The 22,122-nt window shown below is 70.7% G+C and carries 13 protein-coding genes and 1 pseudogene; 3 read left to right on the forward strand and 11 right to left on the reverse strand.

Annotation, left to right across the window (positions count from 1 at the left end; genetic code table 11):
- Positions 1–27: 27 nt before the first annotated feature.
- A pseudogene (locus ABZ154_RS08555) lies at positions 28–288 on the reverse strand (transcriptional regulator); the annotation flags it as partial.
- Positions 216–1,493, reverse strand: coding sequence for an AfsR/SARP family transcriptional regulator (locus ABZ154_RS08560; RefSeq protein ID WP_356830323.1), 1,278 nt, complete (start codon positions 1,491–1,493; stop codon positions 216–218). The pseudogene ABZ154_RS08555 and the gene ABZ154_RS08560, both read right to left, overlap by 73 nt.
- 643 nt (positions 1,494–2,136) lie before the next feature.
- On the opposite strand from ABZ154_RS08560, the gene ABZ154_RS08565 reads away from it, so the two are divergent.
- Positions 2,137–2,871, forward strand: a complete 735-nt coding sequence (locus ABZ154_RS08565; RefSeq protein WP_356830325.1) for a TetR/AcrR family transcriptional regulator — start codon at positions 2,137–2,139, stop codon at positions 2,869–2,871.
- 13 nt (positions 2,872–2,884) lie between these two features.
- Here the strand turns inward: ABZ154_RS08565 and ABZ154_RS08570 are convergent, their stop codons facing one another.
- From ABZ154_RS08570 to ABZ154_RS08610, 9 genes are all read right to left on the reverse strand, one after another.
- A complete protein-coding gene (locus ABZ154_RS08570; protein WP_356830327.1) occupies positions 2,885–3,589 on the reverse strand; it encodes a DUF2470 domain-containing protein in 705 nt (234 codons plus the stop codon).
- A gap of 138 nt (positions 3,590–3,727) precedes the next feature.
- The gene (locus ABZ154_RS08575; RefSeq protein ID WP_356830473.1) at positions 3,728–5,941 is read right to left on the reverse strand and encodes an NB-ARC domain-containing protein; all 2,214 of its coding nucleotides are present in this window, start codon (positions 5,939–5,941) and stop codon (positions 3,728–3,730) included.
- A gap of 186 nt (positions 5,942–6,127) precedes the next feature.
- On the reverse strand, positions 6,128–11,446 hold the full coding sequence (pulA, locus tag ABZ154_RS08580; protein ID WP_356830329.1) for a pullulanase-type alpha-1,6-glucosidase: 5,319 nt from the start codon (positions 11,444–11,446) through the stop codon (positions 6,128–6,130).
- A gap of 82 nt (positions 11,447–11,528) precedes the next feature.
- Positions 11,529–13,259, reverse strand: coding sequence for a carbohydrate-binding module family 20 domain-containing protein (locus ABZ154_RS08585; RefSeq protein WP_356830331.1), 1,731 nt, complete (start codon positions 13,257–13,259; stop codon positions 11,529–11,531).
- Positions 13,260–13,690: 431 nt separating this feature from the next.
- Positions 13,691–14,752, reverse strand: coding sequence for a LacI family DNA-binding transcriptional regulator (locus tag ABZ154_RS08590; RefSeq protein WP_356830333.1), 1,062 nt, complete (start codon positions 14,750–14,752; stop codon positions 13,691–13,693).
- The gene (locus ABZ154_RS08595) at positions 14,737–16,413 is read right to left on the reverse strand and encodes a glycoside hydrolase family 13 protein (RefSeq protein ID WP_356830335.1); all 1,677 of its coding nucleotides are present in this window, start codon (positions 16,411–16,413) and stop codon (positions 14,737–14,739) included. Before ABZ154_RS08595 ends, ABZ154_RS08590 begins: the two co-directional genes overlap by 16 nt.
- Positions 16,414–16,527: 114 nt before the next feature.
- The gene (locus tag ABZ154_RS08600) at positions 16,528–17,409 is read right to left on the reverse strand and encodes a carbohydrate ABC transporter permease (RefSeq protein ID WP_356830337.1); all 882 of its coding nucleotides are present in this window, start codon (positions 17,407–17,409) and stop codon (positions 16,528–16,530) included.
- Positions 17,406–18,425 (reverse strand): sugar ABC transporter permease, encoded by a 1,020-nt coding sequence (locus ABZ154_RS08605; RefSeq protein WP_356830339.1) that lies wholly within the window; start codon positions 18,423–18,425, stop codon positions 17,406–17,408. Before ABZ154_RS08605 ends, ABZ154_RS08600 begins: the two co-directional genes overlap by 4 nt.
- 19 nt (positions 18,426–18,444) lie before the next feature.
- Complete coding sequence (locus ABZ154_RS08610) at positions 18,445–19,716, reverse strand: extracellular solute-binding protein (protein WP_356830341.1); 1,272 nt, start codon at positions 19,714–19,716, stop codon at positions 18,445–18,447.
- A gap of 361 nt (positions 19,717–20,077) precedes the next feature.
- Between ABZ154_RS08610 and ABZ154_RS08615 the strand changes: the two genes are divergently transcribed.
- Entirely contained in the window at positions 20,078–21,133 is a 1,056-nt protein-coding gene (locus ABZ154_RS08615) for a LacI family DNA-binding transcriptional regulator (protein WP_356830343.1), read from the forward strand.
- A gap of 58 nt (positions 21,134–21,191) precedes the next feature.
- On the forward strand, positions 21,192–22,115 hold the full coding sequence (locus tag ABZ154_RS08620; RefSeq protein ID WP_356830345.1) for a phosphatase PAP2 family protein: 924 nt from the start codon (positions 21,192–21,194) through the stop codon (positions 22,113–22,115).
- The last annotated feature ends 7 nt before the right edge of the window (positions 22,116–22,122 follow it).

Consider the following 22,122-nt stretch of genomic DNA (forward strand, 5'->3'; position numbering starts at 1 on the left):
GGCCAGAGGCAGGTGCCCGCAGAGCTCGGCGAGCTCCGCCGCCGACTCGGGCTCGGCCGCGGCCCGGTCGGGCCCGAGCGTCGTCGCGACCAGGGCTGCGCTCTCCTCGGGCGTCATGAGCCCCACGGACACCCACCGGACGCCGTCGAGGTCCAGCAGCCGGGAACGGCTGGTGATCAGGACCAGGCAGCCGGGCGACGCGGTGATCACCGGCGTCACCTGTTCGGCCTGGGCGGCGTTGTCCAGGAGCAGCAGCAGTCGGCGGCCGGCGACCGTGGCGCGCCACATGTTGGCCCTGGCCTCCGTGTCGCTGGGGATGCGGTCGTCGCTGACGCCGTACGCGCGCAGCAAATGGCCGAGTGCCGTGCCGGGCGACACCAGCGGCTGCTCACCCGGGGTGCATCCGCGCAGTCGACGTGGAGTTGGCCGTCAGGGAAGCGGTCGGCCAGCTGGTGGGCGGCCCGGACCGCGAGGGAGGTCTTCCCCGAACCACCCATGCCGTCCACCGCCACGACCCGGGTGGACCGGTCGTCGGATGTGTCGGACTCGTCGACGCAGGCCAGCAGCTCGGACAGTTCCCTGCTGCGGCCGGTGAAGTCGGACAGCGGCTGGGGCAGGGTGCAGACCTGGGCGGGCCGGGCCTCCGGAGGCTCCGGGGCGGCCGGAGGCCGAGGGGGTTGCGGCAGCACCAGGCCGGGGTCGTCGCGCAGGATCTCCTCGTGGAGCCGGGCCAGTTGGGGGACGGGCTCGACGCCGAGCTGATCGGCAAGGACCTCACGGAGCCGGGCGTACTCGTGCAGCGCCTCGGCCTTCCGCCCGGTGCGGTACAGGGCGAGCATCAGGTGGCCGTGGAGCGTTTCGCGGAGCGGATGCTCGGAGACCACGATCCGCAGGTCGGCCACCAGTTCGCCGCTGAGCCCCATGCCCAGGCGCAGGGTGAAGAGTTCCTCCGTGGCCACCAGCCAGCGCTCTTCCAGGACCGTGACCGCGGACTCGATGACCGTGCCGCCCTGGCCGGCGAGGCCGCTCCCGCGCCGCAGCGCCAGCGCGGCCTCCAGCGCGGCGACGGCGTCGGTCCGCCGGTTCTCCCGCAGAGCCTGCTCGGCTGCACGGATCCGGTCGTTGAACTCCAGAAGATCGAGCTGCGCCGTGGTCACGGTGGCGCGGTAGCCGCTGCCCTCGGTCGAGACGACCGCGTCACCGGGGATGCGCCGCCGCAGTTCCGAGACGGCCTTGCGGACCTGGTGCGAGGCCGTGGTGGGCGGATCGCCCTCCCACGCCGCCTCGATGAGGCGCGCCATGGGAACCACCCGTCCCGGCTCCAGGGGCAGGACGGACAGCACCCGCTCCTGGACCGCTCCGCCGAGCGAGAGCCGGGTCCCGTCGACGGAGACTTCCAGCGGACCGAGGATCAGGAACCGCGGTTCCCTGCTGCCGGCGCCGTTTCGGATGTGCTGTCTTCTGTGTACATGCCTCGCCCGTGTACGGGTCACGGACGTCCTGCGACAGACGTTCCGCGGACTCTGATGATGATGGTGTGGTGGCTCGTCGGGAGCTTCCCCTCGCCGGGGACGCCGGCCCGCCGGGAATCCCGCAGCGGCCTCCGGCTGAGGTGTCCGGGGCGAACCGCGCCGGGCTCGCCCCCCGTACAGGACCGCGGGGGCGGGGCGACGGGCACCGCCCGTGTCACCGGGGCGGCTGCCCGCCCGCGGTGCGGCCCTCGCGCTTCCGCACGAACGCCTCCTTCTGCCGACCCTGGCACCACGCCCCCCTTCACACGCCTTGTGCACCACGTGGATCGGTGGCACACACGGGCCGTGGGGTATCACACGGAAAACAGACCCCCCCGGTCGCTTGTTCAGCTCACGTAAAGACGCATCCCGGGCCCACCCCCTCCCCGCGGATCACTTCGGCTGCGCACACCGCGTACCCGCACGTCAGCGGTGACCAGGGGACTTCCCGTGATCCGCGGCCGCCTTCGCGGCGGAGAGCCCGGGGGCCACCGGATCCGCTTACCGGACCGGCCGGTCGGTAATCGGCCACCCCCGGCGCGGCTCCCGGGGCGGACCGGAGACCGGGGCGCCGCCACGCCGGTCCAGGGACGACGCGCGACCCCACCCCGGTTAGGCTGTCGGGATGACGACCGGGGTACGGCGCAGGATGGGCGTCGACGAGCGCAGGCAGCAACTGATCGGCGTCGCGCTGGACTTGTTCAGCCGGCGCTCCCCCGAGGATGTGTCGATCGACGAGATCGCCGCCGCTGCGGGCATCTCACGGCCGCTGGTCTACCACTACTTCCCGGGGAAGCAGAGTCTGTACGAGGCCGCGCTGCGGCGGGCGGCCGACGAGCTGGCCGCCCGTTTCCTGGAGCCGCTCGAAGGGCCCCTCGGGGCACGGCTGCTGCGGGTGATGGGGCGGTTCTTCGACTTCGTCGACGAGCACGGCCCGGGCTTCTCGGCGCTGATGCGCGGCGGCCCCGCCGTCGGTTCGTCCACGGCGACCGCCATGATCGACGGGGTGCGGCAGGCCGCGTACGAGCAGATCATCACGCACCTGGGGGTGGAAGACCCTCCCGCCCGGCTGGAGTTGGTGGTCCGCTCCTGGGTCTCGCTCGCCGAGTCGACCGCGCTGATCTGGCTCGACGGGCGGCGCATCCCGCGCGAGGAGCTGGAGATCCAGCTCGTGCACGACTTCGCCGCGCTGGCGGCCGTCAGCGCCGCGTACGACCAGGAGATGGCGGGCATCGTGCTGCGGGTGCTCTCCCAGGAGCCGGCGGAGGGGCCGTTCGGGGACCTGCTGGGCCGGCTCTCCGCACTCGCCCCCGCCGTACCGGCCGTCCCGGCGCAGCGACTGCGGCGCAAGAGCCCCTAGGTCGACAACCCCCCTACGCCGGCAGGCCGTTGCTGTGCGAGAGGCGGCGGGCGGCGGACAGCAGGGCGTGGATCTGCGGGCCCGCCTGGTCGATGCCGGTCACGGGCGTGGGGAAGGGCAGCCGTACGTCGCGGTGGGCGCGCGGGTACTCCAGGCGCAGCGTCACGCCGTAGCGGTCCATCGCCAGCGGCACCGCCCGCACCATCCCCCGCTCCGGGTGGGGGCGGACGAGGCGCAGCAGCAGCGGCACGAGCTCGCCGTGGTCGTCGACCAGGTGGGTCAGCATGCCAGCCTCGCACGCGGCGACCGGGTCGGTCTCCGTCCGCTCCAGCTCCTCCAGCGTGATGAACGTACGGCCCTCGGCGTCCTCCAGGACCGCCTGGCCGAACTCCATGCAGGTGGAGCTCTCGGTGTCCGTGCTGTACGGGGCCGCCAGCAGACCGGTCACCGTGACCCGGGCGCGCAGCCGTTCGCGGACGGGGGTGGGGGCGATGTCCGTGAACTCCAGGCGGGCCGGGACCCGCTCGCCGGCCGGGGCGTGACCGCCCTCGGTGGGGGCGTGCAGGTGGATGTGGCCCATCGCCCCCGTGCCGTCCAGCCGGCGGACTTCGGTCTGCACCCCGTCGCTCACCACCGTCATCGAGTGGGCGACGACGAGGATCGACCGGACGCGCTCGGCGCGGGTCGGCTGCGTGGCACGGGCGCTGAAAGGACGCATCCGAGTTCTCCAGAGGCGGTCAGGAAACCCAAGCGGTCACTTAGGTATGCCTAACCTAACTCACGACGTGCGGGGCGGGTAGCCCGCCGTCAGAACCCGCACGTCCGCATCACTCCCCCCGAGCGCCCCCTCATCCCCTCAGAGCTCGAGCTCGCTCCGCAACGCCGCTGCGAGGCCGACCTCCGCGTTGTCCGCCTGGCCGCGCTCGAAGGCTCGCTGGTACGCCTCGTCGCCCACAGCGGCCCGGGCCTGGAGCTCGCAGGTCTCGCGGACCGGGCCCAGCTCCGGCGTACCGCGCTGGGGGTGGCCCACCATCCGCCAGTACGCGTGCCCGGTGCCGTAGACCCTGGCGGCCTGGGCGCCCGCGCCCCGGGCGGCGATGGCGGCGGCCAGGATGTCCAGGCCCAGCGCGATGCCGAAGCTGTCGCGCAGCCGGTGCTTGCCCGCGAGCATCGCCCGGGCGTGCGTGGCGGAGGCCTCCGGGCGGCCCTGGAGCAGGGCGATCAGGGCGAGCTGGTAGTCGGCGTAGGAGCGGGTCCAGAACTCGCCGCCCCGCTCGCAGGACCGGCGCAGCGCGGCGGCGGCCCGCCCGGACTCGGTGAGCCGGCCCAGCGCGGTGAGCGCGAAGACGGTGATGAGGCGGCAGCGCAGCCGGTGGGCGGACTCCAGGGGGGAGAGGTCCCCGCCGGGTTCGCAGGGGAACTCGACGGGAGCGGTGTCCCCGCCGGGTTCGGAGAGGGACGCGACGGGCTCGGAAACCTCCTCCCGGGAGGCGCTTTCGGAGACCGTCCCGTCGGAGGGGGCCGTCTCCGTCATCCGCAGCACCCGTTCGGCCGCTTCCAGTGCCGCCGCGGGCTCCCCCGTCATCAGCTGGGTGAGGCCGGAGAGGTAGGTGGCGCCGAGCATGCCCTCGTCGTCGCGGTCGTACAGCGCGATGGCTGTGCAGAGCGCCCCGTACTTCTCGGCGGTCGCGAAGTCCCCCTGGAGCAGCGCCGCGACGCCGAGCACCCACTGCAGCCGGGTCCGGTGCGGGCCGTCCACCGGGCCCGCGTCCAGGGCGCGCTGGGCGTAGCCGCGCGCCTCCGACAGATGGCCGCAGCAGGCCCAGAAGAAGCCGACCCGGCCCGCCATCTCCTGGGCTCCCGCCACATCGTGGGCGAGCAGGTGGTCCAGGGCGGCGCACAGGTCCAGATGGGTGTCGGCGATCTTGTGGTACCAGGAGACCTGGTCCGGGCCGGTCCACCCGTCGTGGGCGCGGCGTGCGAGTCCGAGGAAGCTCGCGGCGTGCCGGTCGGCGGCCGCCCGCTCCTCGCCGAGTTCGCCGAGCCACATACGGCCGTACTCGCGCAGGGTGTCGAGCATCCGGTAGCGGGTGCCGTCGCGCTGGACGACGGACTGGGCGACGAGCCCTTGCAGTGCGCGGTCCACCTCGCCCGGGGTGAGCGGCCCCCCGGTGCAGACCTCGCGGGCGACCTCCTCGTCGAAGTCCGTACGGAGCAGGGTGAGGCGGGCCCACAGGAGCCGCTCCAGCGGGGTGCAGAGCTCGTGGCTCCAGCCGATCGTCGTGCGCAGGGTGCGGTGGCGGCGGGGCCAGAGGGAGTCGTCGGCGAGGAGGTCGAGCCGGGAGGCGGTGAGGTCATCGGCGCCGGCCGGGGCGTCGAAGCGGGTCCCGATGCGGGTGGCCAGCTGGGTCACGGTGTGGCGGCCGATGCCCGCGGCGGCCAGTTCGATGGCGAGCGGGATGCCCTCGAGGCGGCGGCAGATGTCGGCGGCGGCCGCCCGGTCGCCCGGCGCGTCCAGGCCCGCCCGGGGGTCGCCCGCGCGCAGCCGGTCCTCGAAGAGCTGGAGCGCGTCGGGGGCGCCGTCGACCGGGAGCGGCTGGACGCGTACGGCGTGCTCGCCCCGGGTGCCCAGCGGCTGCCTGCTGGTGACCAGGACGGTCAGGCCGGGCGAGGTGGTGAGGAGCTCGGCCAGCAGATGGGAGCAGGGGGCACGGAGGTGTTCGGCGGAGTCGAGGACGAGCAGGAGGCGTTTGTCGCCGAGCCATTCGCAGAGCGCCTCGACGGGCATTCGCAGGGTGTGGTCGGCGAGCCCGACCGCGTCGGAGACGGTGGGGAGAAGGAGCGCGTCGTCGTAGAGCGGGGAGAGGTCGGCCCACCAGGCGCCGTCCGGGTAGCGGTCGGCGGCGGCGCGGGCGGCCCGGACGGCGAGCCGGGTCTTGCCGACACCGCCGGACCCGATCAGGGTGGTCATCCGCCGCGTGGCCAACGATGCCTCCAGCCGGGCCAGTTCGGCCCGCCTCCCGACGAAGCTGCTCGTCTCCTCAGGAAGGAATCCCACCTTGGTCATCATCACCGTCCGGCACGCTGGGGCAGAGGGCGCCGGTGAGCCGGCCCGCCGCCGGCGGAACTCCTGCCGCACGAACCGGGCCGGTCCCGCCTCCCTCTGTCGGGGAGGCGGGACCGGCCCGGTGGTGGACCAGGACGGCTGTCGCGGCTCCATCGCCGACGTCTGCCGTCACCGTAGTGCCGGTGGGTGTCACCGCAGGACGAAGACCGCCGCCGTGCGTCCCGGTACGGTGAAACTGGCTGATTTCCCGTCGTACCTGGCTCGTTTGACCGTAAGATCCGCTCCCTTGGCCTGGACCGGGTGCAGGGCGTACGTCTTCCCCGCGGGTGCGGCGAGCCGCTGGGTGGCGGTGTCCGGGGTGGCGTTGAGGACGACGGCGAGCTTGCCCAGGCGCATGGTGATCACGCCGGGGGTCTCGTCCTTGCCGGAGAGCGGGAAGGACAGGGCGGACTGCACCTGCCCGGCGGTGGAGAGCGAGAACTCCTTCTCGGTGGAGCGGATGGTGAGCAGGTCGCGGTAGGCGGCCGAGGCGCCTTCGATCTGGGCGCAGTTGGGGGCGACCGTGGCGGAGGCCGTCAGCAGCGGCTTCGCGTACGACCACTTGTCCTGGTTGTCGGCGGCGGGCGGCAGACCCCGGCCGAAGCCGTTGCCGTCGCGGCAGTCCCAGTGCAGGGCGTTGAACCAGTCGCCGCTGTCGTAGGAGTTGCGGTCCAGCGACTTGGAACGCAGCAGGTCGGTGCCCGCCTGGGAGAGCGAGGGGCCCTGCGACAGGACGGAGGCGGCCATGGCCACCACCTGGGCCCTGGCCCGCTCGGCGGCCGTCGTACCGGCCGGGAGCTTGAAGGCGAGGGTGTCGAAGAGCGTCTCGTTGTCGTGGGCGTCGGAGTAGGCCAGCGCGTCGCCGGGGACGGCCGCGTATCCGGCGGGCGCCCCGTTGTAGTCGACGTCCGAGCCCTTGACCCTGCGGCCGGAGGTGTCGGTGAAGGTGTAGTCGGCGAGGTTGCCGGAGAGCCCGACCTTGATCAGGTCCTGGTAGTGCAGGAGCCGGGCCTTCTGTTCGGCGCGGGTGCCGTTGGCCGGAGAGGAGTTGGGGTCGGTGTAGAGGCCGGTGGCGAAGCCCTGGACGCCGGGGTCCTCGTCGAAGGGGCCGCCGCCGCGTACGGCGTCACGGGCCCGGTCGGAGAAGGTCGCGATGCCGGTGCCGGCCATGTTCTTCTGGGTGGACTGGACGAAGCGGGCGTCGTCCGCGATCTCGCCGAAGTTCCAGCCCTCGCCGTACAGGATGATCTTCTTCCCGTCGACGCCGTCCTTGGCGAGCGTGAGCCGGTCCAGCGCCTCGCGGACGGCGAGGACGTTGTCCTTGGGGTGGTGGCCCATCAGGTCGAAGCGGAAGCCGTCGACCTTGTACTCCTTCGCCCAGGTGACGATCGAGTCGACGACGAGCTTGCCCATCATGGTGTTCTCGGGCGCGGTGTTGGCGCAGCAGGTGGAGGTGGCGACGGTGCCGTCCTCCAGGAGCCGCTGGTAATAGCCGGGCACGATGCGGTCGAGGACCGACTTGTCGTCCTGGCCGGAGGCGACGGTGTGGTTGTAGACGACGTCCATGACCGTGCGCAGCCCGGCCTGGTTGAGGCCCTGGACCATCTGCCGGAACTCGACCGTGCGCCGGGTGCCGTCGGGGTCGGAGGCGTACGAGCCCTCGGGGACGGTGTAGTGGAAGGGGTCGTAGCCCCAGTTGAAGCCGTCCTTGGCGGCGGCCTCGGAGACGCAGGCCTGCTGCTCCTCGGAGTCGGGGGCGTAGACGTGGAGGTCACAGGCGGGCTCGGCCTGGCCGGCCTTCTTCTCCGGGATGGTCCCGATGTCGAAGACGGGCAGCAGGTGGACGTAGCTGGTGCCGGATCCGGCCAGTTTCTTCAGGTGCTGCATGCCCTTGGACCCGGTGTCGGTGAAGGCCCGGTACTCACCGGGGTGCTTGGCCGTGCGGTCCGTGATGGAGAAGTCCCGGACGTGCAGTTCCTGGATCTGGGCGTCCCGCAGCGGGGTGGCGGCGGGCTTCTTCAGGCCGGACCAGCCGCGCGGCGCCAGCTTCGGGTCGGTGAGGTCGACGACGAGGCTGCGGGCGGAGTCGGCGGTCAGGGCGGTGGAGTAAGGGTCGGTGACCTTGTTGGTGACCAGCTTCTGGACGGTGGGCGCCCAGACGGTGACGGCGTACCGGTAGGGCTTGCCCCGCCAGTCCTTGCTTCCGGTGACCGACCAGACGCCGGTGCGGTCGTCGCGCTTCATCGGGTGCGTACGGCCGTCGAGTTCGAGGGTGACGGTCGCGGCGGTCGGGGCCCAGACGGAGAGCGTGGGCGTACCGCCACGGAAGACCGGTCCGAGGGACGCGGAGGCCGCGTTCCTCCCGTACAGGTCGTCCAGGATGCCCGCCGTCTGTACGCCGGTGGCGGCGAGCAGAGCGCCGTTGGCCGCGCGCTGGGTGGCGATGAGCTGGCCGCGCAGGGATGCACGGACGCGGTCCCGGTCGCGGGGGTCGACGGTGAAGGCGGGATAGTCCTTCAGGTGCGGGAACGTGGCCTTCTGCGCGTCACTGAGCGCGGCCTGCGTGAGCCGCAGCCACTGGCCCTCGCCGGAGAGCGCCCCGTCGACGACGGAGATGCCGCCCTTCTTGGCGTACACGAGCTGCTGGCTGGTGGCGTCGGTCGTCTTCACCTTCCAGACGACGGTGTTCGTGTCGATCCACTGCGCCTCGGCCTTGGTGAGGTCGGGGGCCGCGCCCCCACCGATCTGCGGGAGCAGATAGCCGGGCTTGCCGCCGAGCATCCAGACCTCGTGGCCGTACGTCGCGAGGTCGAGGGACTGGTCGCTGGGGAGGTCCTTCTCGTCGCCCTTGTGCAGGATGTAGCTGAGCGAGGCGGCCCCGTCGACGAGCGGCACCTCGAAGGTGACCCCGTAGGTGTCCTTCCTGACCGGCATCAGCGGCTTGGCCCAGTCGGTGGGCTCCTTGGCGCCGGTCCAGGTGTGCAGACCCCAGCCGTCGTAATCGCCGTCGGCACGGTGGTAGTTGAGGACGGCCTTCGTGGTGTCCCGCGGCGGCGCTTCCGGAGCTTGAACCGCCTGCTCGTCCTTGCCCTGCTGGATCCAGACCTGCCCGGTCACCCCGAGGTCGATGGTCCGCTGCGGCCCGTCCGCCGTGCCGTTCTTCTCGACGGTGTACGGGACCGAGCTCGCACCCTCCTCCAGGTCGATCCAGGCGAACGCACCGAACGCGTCCCGCCCGACGAACTCGGCGGTCTTGTCACCGGTCGTGAGCTGCCAGCCCTCGTAGTCACCGTCCGCGCGCTGGTAGTGGACCACGGCCCGGTCTCGCTCCACGGCGACGGGCTTCGGCGTCGGCGGGGTCCGGCCTGCGGTGGTCGTGGCGAGCGCACTGGAGGTGCGGCCGGCCCGGTCGACGACAACGGCCTTGTAGCGCAGGGACGTTCCGGCCTTCACGTTCTCGTCGAGGTACTGGGTGACCTTGTACGGGGCGTGGTCGGCCGAACCGAGCGTCTGCCACTTCCCGTTGCCCACCTGAGCGGCGAAGACGACCCGGTTGAGCTGGCCGCCGTCCACGTCGGCGGTGATCTCGACGGTGCCGGTGGCGCCGGCGGCCGGGGCCTTCAGAGCGATGGCGGGCTTGGCCGCCGGCGAGCCCAGCGGCTTCTCCGCCCGCAGCACGATGCTGGAGAGGGCGGGCACGGTGACGGTGACCTTCTTGTCGGCGCCACTGCGGACCGCGCCGGAACCGCCGTAGACCGTACGGAAGTTGACCCCGGCCGACTCGGTGGAGAGCTGGACCTTCTTCGGGGTGGCCGCGTTGTTGGAGGCGACGAGGTACTCGTACGGCCGCTTGGCGTCGATACGCGAGGTGGCGTACACCGAACCGTCGGAGTGGCGCTCGCTCTGCACGCCGTCCCGCAGCGCCGGGTGCTCCTTGGTGAGCTTGGCGAGCCCGGCGATGGAGCGGTAGATCGGGTGCTTGGTGTCGTACGCGTCCGAGGCGTGGGTGCGGTCGGTGCCGAGCTGGTCGTCGTCCAGGTAGTCGGCGGTCTTCGAGGCGAAGAGGGTCTGGCGGGAGTCCTTGTCGCCGCCCGCGCCGGTGAAGCCCTGCTCGTCGCCGTAGTAGATCACCGGGTTGCCCCGGCCGAGGAACATCAGCTCGTTGGCGAGCCGGGCCCGCTTCAGGAGCTCCGCGTCATCGGCCTGCGGGTTGTCCTGCTTGAGGAAGGTCCCGATGCGGCCCATGTCGTGGTTGCCGAGGAAGGTGACCTGCTCGTAGGCGTTGGCCTTGTCGGTGGTGTAGCGGTAGTCGTTGCCGTACACCGAGGCGAGCCGGCCGGCCGGGGCGCCCTGGGAGGCGAACTGGCGGGCGGCCTCCTGGAAGGGGAAGTCCAGCGTCGAGTCCAGCCGGCCCCGGGTGACGTACGGCGAGGTGATCGCCGGGTCGGCGGAGTAGACCTCACCGAACATGAAGAAGTCGTCCCGGCCGCGCTTGGCGGCGTACGCGTCGAGCGCGGTGGCCCACTGGGTCCAGAAGTCCAGGTCGACGTGCTTGACCGTGTCGATGCGGAACCCGTCGATGCCGAAGTCGCGGACCCACTTCTCGTAGATCTTCTCCATGCCCTTCACGACCTCGGGACGCTCGGTCCACAGGTCGTCGAGGCCGGAGAAGTCGCCGTACTCGTTGGACTCGCCGGCCCACGTCGAGTCGCCCCGGTTGTGGTACATCGTCGGGTCGTTGAGCCAGGACGGGACCTTCTTGCCCGTGCCGGGGGTCTGCACCGGGGTGTACGGGAAGGAGTCCTGGTCGACCTTCTTGACGCCGTCGCGCTCGTCGAAGGGGCGGCCGGTGCTGTCGAGGTAGGGGAAGGCGCCCTTGGGCTTGTAGCCGTAGGCCTTCTCCGCGTAGTCGACGGTGTCGGCGGTGTGGTTGGTGATGACGTCGAAGAAGACCTTCATGCCCTTGGCGTGGGCCTTGTCGATCAGCTTCTCCAGGTCGGCGTTGGTGCCGAAGTGCGGGTCGACCTGGGTGAAGTCGGTGATCCAGTACCCGTGGTAGCCGGCCGAGGCGTCCTTGCCGGTGCCCTGGACGGGCCGGTTCTTGAAGATCGGGGCGAGCCAGATCGCTGTGGTGCCGAGGCCCTGGATGTAGTCGAGCTTCTGGGTCAGGCCCTTGAGGTCGCCGCCCTGGTAGAACCCCTTGTCGGTGGGGTCGAAGCCGTGCTCCAGGCGTGAACCCTTCAGTCCGCCGCGGTCGTTGGCGGTGGAGCCGTTGGCGAACCGGTCCGGCAGCACGAAGTAGAACTGCTCACGTGTGAGATCGTGCCGGGCCGCCTCGCGCGCCAGCTGGGCGTCGGTGGGCGGCGCGGGTGGTCTGGGCGATGCGGCGGCGGTGGCCGCCGGGACGACGGGCAGCAGCGCCGCGCAGAGTGCGGCGACGACCCCTCGCCTGAGAGTGGTTCGGGACACGGAAGGGTTGCTCCTCGGCTGATGTCAGGAGGGTTGACCGTGGGCCGGAGGCAGCGCGCCTCCGGCCCACGGGAGATATGGGTCAGCTGCGCCAGACGTCGGCGGTCAGCGTGACCTTTCCGGAGGCCGGGACGGTGGCGGTGCGGTTGGCGCCGCTCTCCCAGGTGACGTTGCCGCTCGCGTCCTTGCGGACGTACTTGTACGCGAACGACGTCCCGGCGGGCAGGTTCACGTCCAGCTTCCAGACGGGGTACGTGGCCGGGTCGAGCTTCAGGGCGCCCGCCGGGTTCCAGTCGCCGAGGGCTGCCTGGTCACCGGTGACGTGGATGTTCTGGCCGGGCTGGGTGGTGGCGTTGACGCCGAAGGAGGCGCCGGACTGGCCGTTGCCGGGGCCCGGGGTCGGACCGCCCCCGCCGGAGCACGTACGGGCGCCTGTGTGCAGGGCCAAGGCCGTACCGGCTCCGAGGGTGGCGGTGAACTGGCCGGAACCGTTCACCGTGACGCCCTTGCCGCTCTGCACGTCGCAGTAGTCACCGGCGGGCAGCGAGGTCTGGAAGGTCCGGGTCAGCGAGGACCCCTCGTGGTTGATGGCCACGTACGCCTTGGTGCCCCGGCCGAAGGCGATCTGGTCGCCGCCGCTGTCCCACCAGTTGGTGACCGCCTGGCCGCGTGCGGCGTTGCGGAGGCCGACCATGGAGGAGACCTCGCGCCAGTCGTGCTGGCACTTCCAGCCGTCGGCGTAGCAGGCGTTCACCTGGCCACCGTTCGGCGGTCCGGCGTCGTGGTTGCTGAACTCGTAGCCGGAGTGGACATCCGGGGAGCCGTAGGGCCACGCCAGCATGAAGACGTTGGCGAGGGTGTAGGCGGAGCCGTTCTTGTAGCTGAGGGTGTCCCCGCCGCGCTCGGTGTCGTGGTTGTCGACGAAGACGGCGGACTTGCCGGACTGCATGAAGCCCCAGCCCTCGCCGAAGTTCCTCAGGTTGGCGAGGTTCTCGTTGAGGAAGACCTGCTTGAGGCTGCGCGCGTACCGGAACTCCTGGACGTCCCCGGTGCCGAGGTACTCGGAGGGCGAGACCGCCTCGCCCGCTCCGTAGATCGCCTCCTGCTTCCAGTAGGCGTTCGGGTTGGTCAGCCGGGACTTGATGCCGGCGAGGTCGGCGGCGGGCATGTGCTTGGCCGCGTCGATGCGGAAGCCGTCGACGCCGAGGGAGAGCAGGTCGTTGAGGTATCCGGCGATCCTGCCGCGTACGTAGTCCTCGTGGGTGTCCAGGTCGGCGAGGCCCAGGAGCTCGCAGTTCTGGACGTTGGCGCGGTCGTTGTAGTTGGTGATCGGCGCCTGGCAGTGGTTCAGGTCGTTGTCCGAGTAGAGGCCCGGATAGGCGTACTTGGTGTACGCCGAGCCACCGGTGCCCGTGCCGTTGCCCGCCGCCATGTGGTTGATCACGGTGTCCACGACGACCTTGACCCCGGCGGAGTGACACGTGTTGACCATGGCGGAGAAGGCGGCCCGGTCACCGAGGCGACCGGCGATCTTGTAGCTGACGGGCTGGTACGACGTCCACCACTGGCCGCCCTGGATGTGCTCCTGGGGCGGCGAGACCTGGACGTAGCCGTAGCCCGCCGGACCGAGGGTGTCCGTGCACGCTTTGGCTATGGAGGCGAACTTCCACTCGAACAGCACGGCGGTGACGTCCTTGTCGCCCGGAGCGGCGGCCTGCGCGGGGGACGCGGTGCCGAATCCGGTGGGGATGACAAGAGCGGCAGCGGCGCAGGCCACGAGGGCGAGCGCGGCAGACAGGGGTCTGCGTGCCATGTCTTTCCTCCTGCGGGGGTGGGGGAAACGCGGGTGACGGTGCAGCCTCAGTCGGCAACGCGCCATGCCCTCAAGGCTCCTGAAGGTTCTTGCTGCAAGAATGCAAACCTTGCCGCGGACCAGACCGTACGAGCCCGCCAGGGACTGGTCAACCCTTTGGACATCCCCCGCTCACATCCATGAAACAAGCCATTTTTCTTCGCAGTTTCTTGCTGCAAGGTCTTTCGCAAGTTATTGCGGGCCTGTTACGTTTCACCTGACTCCGGTCCGGTCGGCCGAGGGTTCCGGCACCTCACGGTGCCCGGACTCCACGCGCCCGGCCGGCCGGGCCGGTCACGACAAGGAGAGGCACCCGGAGTCGCTGCAACTCCCCGCCGGCCCTTCCTGGGCCGACTCCTGGTGCCTCTCCTGTACGTCTCCTCAGTGCCTCGTCAGCTCTCCGCGCGTACCGCCGCGGTCGAGCCCCGTACGACCAGCTCCGGCTGGAAGACGTACTCGGTGCGCTGCACCGGGCTCCCGCCGATCTCCTCGAGCAACGCGCCCACCGCGGCCGCGGCCATCGCCTGCACGGGCTGGCGCACAGTGGTCAGCGGCGGGTCGGTGAACGCGATGAGCTGCGAGTCGTCGAAGCCCACGACCGAGACGTCACGCGGCACGTCCAGCCCCCTCCCCCGGGCGGCGCGCACGACGCCCAGGGCCATCAGGTCGCTGCCGCAGACGATGCCGGTGCACCCCGCGTCCAGCAGGGCGCCCGCCGCCACCTGGCCCCCCTCGACGCTGAACAGCGTGGAGCAGACGAGTCCTTCGGCCTCCGCCCGGTCCATGCCGAGCAGGGAGATCGCGGCCTCCACGAACCCGTCCCGCTTGCGCCGGGACGGGACGTACCGCTGGGGGCCGATCGCGAGGCCGATGCGGCGGTGGCCGAGGTCGGCGAGGTGGCCCACGGCCATCCGTACGGCAGCGTTGTCATCGGGCGAGACGAACGGGGCGCTGATGCGCTCGTTGTAGCCGTTGATCAGGACGAACGGCACACCGCGCTCGGTGAGCGCGGCGTACCGTGCCGGGTCGGCCGAGGTGTCGGCGTGCAGCCCGGAGAGGAAGACGATGCCGCCCACGCCCCGCTCCACGAGCTGCTCGACCAGCTCGTCCTCCGTTGCCCCGCCCGGGAGTTGGGTGCAGAGCACGGGCGTGTAGCCGTGCCCGGCCAGCACCTGCTCCACGGACTGCGCGAACGCCGGGAAGATCGGGTTGGTGAGTTCGGGTGTCACCAGCCCGATCAGTCCGGCGCTGCGCTGCCTCAGCCGTACGGGCCGCTCGTAGCCCAGGATGTCGAGCGCCGCGAGCACCCGCTGACGCGTGGTGTCCGCGACGCCCTGCTTCCCGTTCAGGACCCGGCTGACCGTCGCCTCGCTGACCGCCGCCTGACCGGCGATGTCGCAGAGGCGGGGCGCGGCCGTGGTCCTGGGTGCGGGCAGTGTCACACCGTCCACCACACCGTGGTGTCGGCGGGCAGTACGGCCCCGGCGCCGTCCACGGTGACCGGGGAGCTGGCGAGCAGCACCCGGCCGCGGGCGGTGATACGGACCGGGGCGCCGGTGGTGTTGACCGTGCAGACGAAGCCGGGGCGGGCGAGGACGAGGACGCCCTCGGGGCCGTCCAGCCACTCCACGTCCGTGCCCGCGCCGAGGCCCGGGTGCTCGCGGCGGGCGGCGATCGCGGCCCGGTACAGCTCCAGCGTCGAGCCCTCCACGCCGGTCTGCGCCTCGACGGAGAGCTCGCCCCAGCCGGCGGGCTGCGGGAGCCAGCTGCCGCCTTCGCCGAAGCCGTACGACGTTCCCTCGCGGTTCCACGGGATCGGGACGCGGCAGCCGTCGCGGAAGCCGTCCTGGCCCGCGGCGCGGAAGAACGAGGGGTCCTGGCGGGCCTCGTCGGGCAGGTCGGTGACGTCGGGCAGGCCGAGCTCCTCGCCCTGGTAGACGTAGGCGGAGCCGGGCAGGGCGAGCATCAGGAGGGTGGCGGCGCGGGCCCGGCGCAGGCCGAGTTCACGGTCGCCGGGGGTACGGATCTGGGTGCCCAGGCCCGCCGGGTTGGCGAAGCGGGTGGCGTGCCGGGTGACGTCGTGGTTGGAGAGCACCCAGGTGGTGGGGGCGCCGACCGGCCGCATGGCGTCGAGCGAGGCGTCGATGACCTTGCGGAGCTCCGCGGCGTCCCAGGCGGTGCCGAGGTACTGGAAGTTGAAGGCCTGGTGCATCTCGTCGGGGCGCACGTAGTTGGCGGTGCGCTCCACGGTCGGGGTCCACGCCTCGGCGACGGCGATCCGCTCGCCCGGGTATTCGTCGAGGATGGTGCGCCAGCTGCGGTAGATCGCGTGCACGCCGTCCTGGTCGAAGAAGGGCATGACGTCGTTGCCGAGCAGCTTGAGCTGGTCGTGGGCGCCGAGGTCGGGCAGCCCCTCCGCCTTGACGAGGCCGTGGGCGACGTCGACCCGGAAGCCGTCGACGCCCATGTCGAGCCAGAAGCGCAGGATGGAGCGGAACTCGTCGGCGACGGCCGGGTGCTCCCAGTTGAAGTCGGGCTGCTCGGGGGCGAAGAGGTGGAGGTACCAGTCACCGGGGGTGCCGTCCGGGTTGACCGTACGGGTCCAGGCGGGGCCGCCGAAGATGGACTCCCAGTCGTTGGGCGGGAGTTCGCCGTCGGCGCCCTTGCCCGGGCGGAAGTGGTAGCGCTCGCGCAGGGCGGAGCCGGGGCCCTCGGCCAGGGCGCGCTTGAACCACTCGTGCTGGTCGGAGGAGTGGTTGGGGACCAGGTCGACGATGATGCGCAGGCCCAGGCCGTGCGCCTCGCGGATCAGCGCGTCGGCGTCCAGCAGGGTACCGAACATCGGGTCGATGGCCCGGTAGTCGGCGACGTCGTAACCCGCGTCGGCCTGAGGGGAGGCGTAGAAGGGGGAGAGCCACACCGCGTCGACGCCGAGGTCCCGCAGGTAGGGCAGGCGGGCGGTGACGCCGGCGAGGTCGCCCATGCCGTCGCCGTTGCCGTCGGCGAAACTCCGTGGATAGACCTGGTAGATCACCGCGTCCTGCCACCAGCCGGTGCGGTGGCCCGGGGCGTCGTCGGACGTGCCGGTGGAGGGGGCAGCGAGGTGCTGGGTCATGTCGTCCCTGGGGTGTCTGGGTGGGGAGCGGCGCCGGTGGCCGGGTCGGGGTTTCCGGCGCCGCCGTGACGAATGCGGTGGTGCGTGCGGGTTCTGGCGTCCGGGAGGGGTCTCTCAGCCCTTGACGGCTCCGGCGGACATGCCGGTGACCAGGTGCTTCTGCGCGAACAGGAACACCAGGGCGGCCGGGATGGCGATGAGCACCGAGGCCGCCGTCATGGGGCCCCACTGGGCGCCGTACTGGTTGACGAACTTCTGGAGTCCGCCGGCGAGCGTCAGGTTCTCGTCACCGACCAGGAAGGCGGAGGCGTACGCCACTTCGCCCCAGGCGGTGATGAAGGAGTAGAACGCGGTGACCGCGAGGCCAGGCTTGGCCAGCGGCAGGATGAGGCGCCAGAAGGTGCCGAACGGGGTGAGGCCGTCGACCTCGCCCGACTCGTCGATCTCGCGCGGAATGGTGTCGAAGAAGCCCTTCATCATCCAGGCGCAGAACGGCACCGAGATGGTGAGGTAGGTGATGACGAGACCCGCGGGCTGGTTGAGCAGACCCAGGTTGGCCATGATGTTGTAGATCGGCACGATGAGGACGGCGACCGGGAACATCTGGGTGATCAGCAGCGTCCACATCAGCCCGCGCTTGCCGGGAAAGCGGAAGCGGCTGACGGCGTAGCCGGTGGTGGCGGCGACGAAGACACCGATGACAGTGGAGAGCCCGGCGATGATCGCGGAGTTGGCGAACCAGTTGAGGAACTCGGTGTCGCGGATCAGGTTCGTGTAGTTGACGAACGTCGTCTCGCGGAAGAAGTCCGTGGTGGTCGCGTACCTGGCGGGCTTGAGCGAGGTCAGCAGGACCCACAGCACCGGGAAGACGGCGATCACCGAGGCGATGATCAGGGTGAGGTGCAGCGCGACGGAGGCGAGCGGGGAGCGCTCGCCGCGGAGCCGGACCTTGCGCACGGCGTGGCGCGCGGGGGTTTCGGTGGTTGCGGTGCTCACCAGTTGTCTCCCTGGGTGCGCAGGACTCGCCGGTAGACCACGGCGAAGAGCATCAGGAGTACGAGGATCAGCACGCCCCAGGTGGAGGACTGCGCGAAGTCGCGCGGGCTGATCTCGAAGGAGAACTTGTACGCCTGGGTGACGAGGATCTGGGTGGCCTCACCGGGTCCGCCGCGGGTGAGCAGGAAGATCACCGGGAACATGTTGAAGGTCCAGATGGTGGAGAGCAGGATCACCGTGGTGGAGACCGGGCGCAGTCCGGGCAGCGTGATGTGGCGGAACCGCTGCCAGGCGGTGGCCCCGTCCATCTCGGCGGCCTCGTACTGCTCCGAGGGGATGGACTGCAGCCCGCCGAGCAGGGCGACCATCATGAACGGGATGCCGAGCCAGACGTTGACGGCGATGACGGCGAACTTGGCCCAGGTCGGGTCGTTCAGCCACGGGATGCCGTCGATGCCGGCACCGCCGAGGATCTTGTTGAGCAGGCCGCGCTCCTCGTTGTAGAGGAAGCGCCAGGCGAAGACCGAGACGAAGCCGGGAATGGCCCAGGGCAGGATCAGGGCCATGCGGTAGGCGGAGCGGCCGGCGATCCGGCGGTTGAGGATGTTGGCGAGGCTCATGCCGAGCGCGAACGTGATGCTCACGCAGGAGACCGTCCACACCAGCGTCCAGCCGAGCGTGCCGAGGAACTGCGAACCGGTCAGCGCGTCGACGTAGTTGTCGGCACCGACGAACTTGTAGGTGGCGGGCAGTTCGTTGACGCCGATGGTGCGCGCGACGTTGCGCTCGTTGGCGTCGGTCATCGACAGGTAGATCCCGCGGAGCAGCGGGTAGCCGATGATCACGCTGATCACGACGACGACCGGGGCGACCATGGTCCAGGCGTACCAGTGGGTCGACAGGCCGCGCCGGACACGGCCGGGGGCCGGTGGTGGGGTGCCAGTACCGCGGCTCCGGCCGCGGGCGGTGTTCCCGCCCGCGGCCTTCACCACCGACTGGCTGGTGTGGACAGCCATCAGTCGGCCAACCTTCCTGTTACTTCCAGTCCTTCAGGAGCTTGCGGTACTCGTCGCCGGTGGCCTGGGCGGCCTTCTCCGGCGTGGTCTGGCCGGTGAGGACCTTGGTGTACTCGATGCCGAGCGGGGCGAAGAGGCTGCCGCCCTCGGGGATCCAGGGTCGCTCGACGGCGGTCTCGACGACCGGCTTGAAGAAGCCGACGATCTCGCTGTTGACGGCTTCCTTCTTGGCGTACGCGGAGGTGCGCGTCGGCAGGAGGTTCAGCTCACCGGCGGTGGTGGCCTGGGTCTCCACGGACGTCATGTAGTCGACGAAGGCGTAGGAGGCTTCCAGGTTCTTCGAACCGGCGTAGACGGCGAGGTTGTGACCGCCCTGCGGGGCGCCGTGCGCGGCGGAGCCGGCCGGGACCGTGGCGATGCCCAGGTTGTCCTTGTCCGTGAACTCCTTGCCGGTCAGCGTGTCGGCGACGGCCCAGGGGCCGTTGATCATCATCGCGACGTCGCCGTTCTTGAACGCCTGCATCATGTTCTCCCAGCCGTCCGAGGCGTCCGTCTTCGCGGTGCCGTCGTCGACCAGGGCCTTGACCGCCTTGAACGCCTTGACGCCCTCGGGCTTGTCCACGGTGACGGTCTTGGACTCGGCGTCCACCAGGTCGCCGCCCTCGCCGTAGAGGAAGGACAGGAAGAAGTACGGGTCGTCGCCGCGCAGGTAGAGGCCGGTCTTGCCGGTCTTGTCCTTGATCTTCTTGGCGGAGGCCTTCAGCTCGTCCAGGTTGGCGGGCGGCTCGACGCCCGCCTTCTCCATCAGCTTCTTGTTGTAGAAGATGCCCATGGAGTCGATGACCTGCGGGACGGCGAAGGTCTTGTCCTCGTACTTGGTGGACGCGACGGCCTGGGGCAGGAAGTCGTCCTGGTTCTTCAGAGCGGCGGTGCCGTCCAGCGGGGCCAGGTAGCCGAGGGAGGCGAAGTCCGGCGTCCAGGCGACCTCGGAGCGGATCACGTCGGGTGCGGAGCTGCCGGCCTGGGCCGCGTTCTTGAACTTGTTCTGCGCGTCACCGAAGGGGACGCTGACGTACTTGACCTTGACCTTCGGGTGCTTCTTGGTGAAGCCTTCGGCCAGCTTCTTGAAGACCTTGTCCTCGCTGCCGACGCTCGAGGTGTCCCACCAGGTCACGGTGCCGGAGAGCTCACCCGAGCTCTTGCTGCCGCCGGTCTCGTCGCCGCTGCCGCAGGCTGTCGCCGCGAGCGCCAGGGCCGCGACCAGGGCGGTGGCCGTTATGCCACGTCGCATCTGAACTCCTTCAACTGCCGTACCGCTCCGTCGCGGCGCCGGGTCGACGTGAACGTAACAAGGATGAAAGACCATCGAAAGACCTTGCGGAAGATTTCTGCAAGCCCTGCTGATCGTTACATTCGCGTGTCCTCAAGGTTGCCGTCAAGCCCCTTGACGGAAGCGGTGGAACCCTGGCAGGGGCAGGCCACGCACGGCATATCCGCAGTGCGACGATCCGACCGCAGCCCGCAGCGGAAGACCGCAAGAGCTTGCAAGACCTTGCCGGGGCGCAGGGCTCAGCCCCTGCCGGCAGGGGGGTGTGGGCGCCCGGCCGACACACAGTGGGCAATCCGACACCGGCCCGGTACAGTCCACTGACATGACCGCACGGCTTGCCGATATCGCAACTCAGGCGGGGGTCAGCGAAGCGACGGTCAGCCGAGTCCTGAACGGCAAGCCGGGGGTCGCGGCGACCACCCGCGAATCCGTCCTCGCAGCGCTCGACGTCCTCGGCTACGAACGCCCCGTACGGCTGCGCCGGCGCAGCGCGGGCCTGGTCGGACTGATCACCCCGGAGCTGGAGAACCCGATCTTCCCGGCGCTGGCCCAGGTCATCGGCCAGGCGCTGACCCGGCAGGGGTACACACCGGTCCTCGCCACCCAGACTCCCGGCGGCTCCACCGAGGACGAACTCACCGAAATGCTGGTGGACCGGGGCGTCTCGGGCATCATCTTCGTCTCCGGACTGCACGCCGACACCTCGGCCGACATGCAGCGCTACGAACAGCTGCGCGGCCAGGGCGTCCCCTTCGTCCTGGTCAACGGCTTCTCCGCCCAGGTACAGGCCCCCTTCATCTCCCCCGACGACCGGGCGGCCATGCGGCTGGCGGTGACCCACCTGGTGGCGCTCGGCCACACCCGGATCGGCCTCGCGGTCGGCCCCAAGCGCTTCGTACCGGTGCTTCGCAAGATCGAGGGCTTCCACGCCACGGTGCAGGAGCAGCTGGGCCTCGCCCCGGACGAGGTGGAGAAGTTGATCCAGCACTCCCTGTACACACTGGAGGGCGGCCAGGCCGCCGCCTCCGCCCTGATGGAGCGCGGCTGCACAGCGGTCGTGTGCGCGAGCGACATGATGGCACTCGGGGCGATCCGGGCGGCCCGCCGGCTGTCGAAGGAAGTCCCCAGGGACCTCTCCGTGGTCGGCTACGACGACTCGCCTCTCATAGCGTTCACGGATCCGCCGCTGACCACCATCCGGCAGCCCGTGACGGCGATGGGCCAGGCCGCGGTGCGCACGCTGCTGGAGGAGATCGGCGGAACCCCGGCTCCGCACAGCGAGTTCGTCTTCATGCCTGAGCTGGTGGTTCGCGGGACGACGGCCTCGGGCCCCGGCACGGGACCCGTAGGTGGTTCAACGCCCCGCCCTCGTCCTTGAGGTGCAGGATGTGCGACCGGAACCCGACCGGAGGATGATCGAGGGCAGGGGAATCTCTATGGAAGACTCTCTGCCTATGGGTGAAACGGACGTGACAGCGCAGGAAGACGGGAAGACCAGCTGGTCGGACCGCTTCCGATCCCTGCGATCGCCCAGCCGCCCCCGGCTCTGGTTCGAGATCCTGCTCATCGCGGTCAGTTACTGGCTGTACTCGCTCGTGCGCAACGCCGTACCCGAGCAGAAGACCCAGGCCCTGAGCAACGCCGACTGGATCTGGTCGGCGGAGAAGTCCCTGGGCCTCGCGTTCGAGGAAACGGTCAATCACGCGGTCAATTCCGTGACATGGCTGATCGTGTCGATGAACTACTACTACGCGACCCTGCACTTCGTCGTGACCATCGGCGTCCTCGTCTGGCTCTTCCGCCGCCACCCCGGCCGGTACGCGGCCACCCGGCTCGTGCTCTTCGCGACGACGGGCGTGGCCCTGCTCGGCTACTACCTCTACCCGCTGGCGCCACCCCGTCTGATGAACGGCGCGAACTTCATCGACACCGTGCTCGTGCACGAGACCTGGGGCTCCATGGCCTCGGGCAACTTCAAGAACATGTCGAACCAGTACGCGGCGATGCCGTCGATGCACATCGGCTGGTCGCTCTGGTGCGGCCTGACCATATTCGCCCTGGCCTCGGCGCCCTGGGCCCGCATCCTGGGCCTGCTCTACCCGACGCTCACCCTGGTCGTCATCGTGGCCACCGCCAACCACTTCTGGCTGGACGCGGTGGGCGGCATGATCTGTCTCGCCTTCGGCTACGCGGTCTCCCGCGTCTGGTACGGCTCTCTGCCGCAGCACCTGCCGAAGTGGGTGCCGTCGAAACGGGGCGCCCGGCTGACGGGGGTACGGGCGGCGGCACGGCTGCCACGGCCGGCCGCGGAGCCGGAGCCCGAGCCGGAGACGGAGACCGCCGGCGCGCGGAGACCGTAGGCAGCGG

Origin of the sequence: Streptomyces sp. NPDC006261 (assembly GCF_040613515.1) — a bacterium.
Classification (GTDB): domain Bacteria; phylum Actinomycetota; class Actinomycetes; order Streptomycetales; family Streptomycetaceae; genus Streptomyces.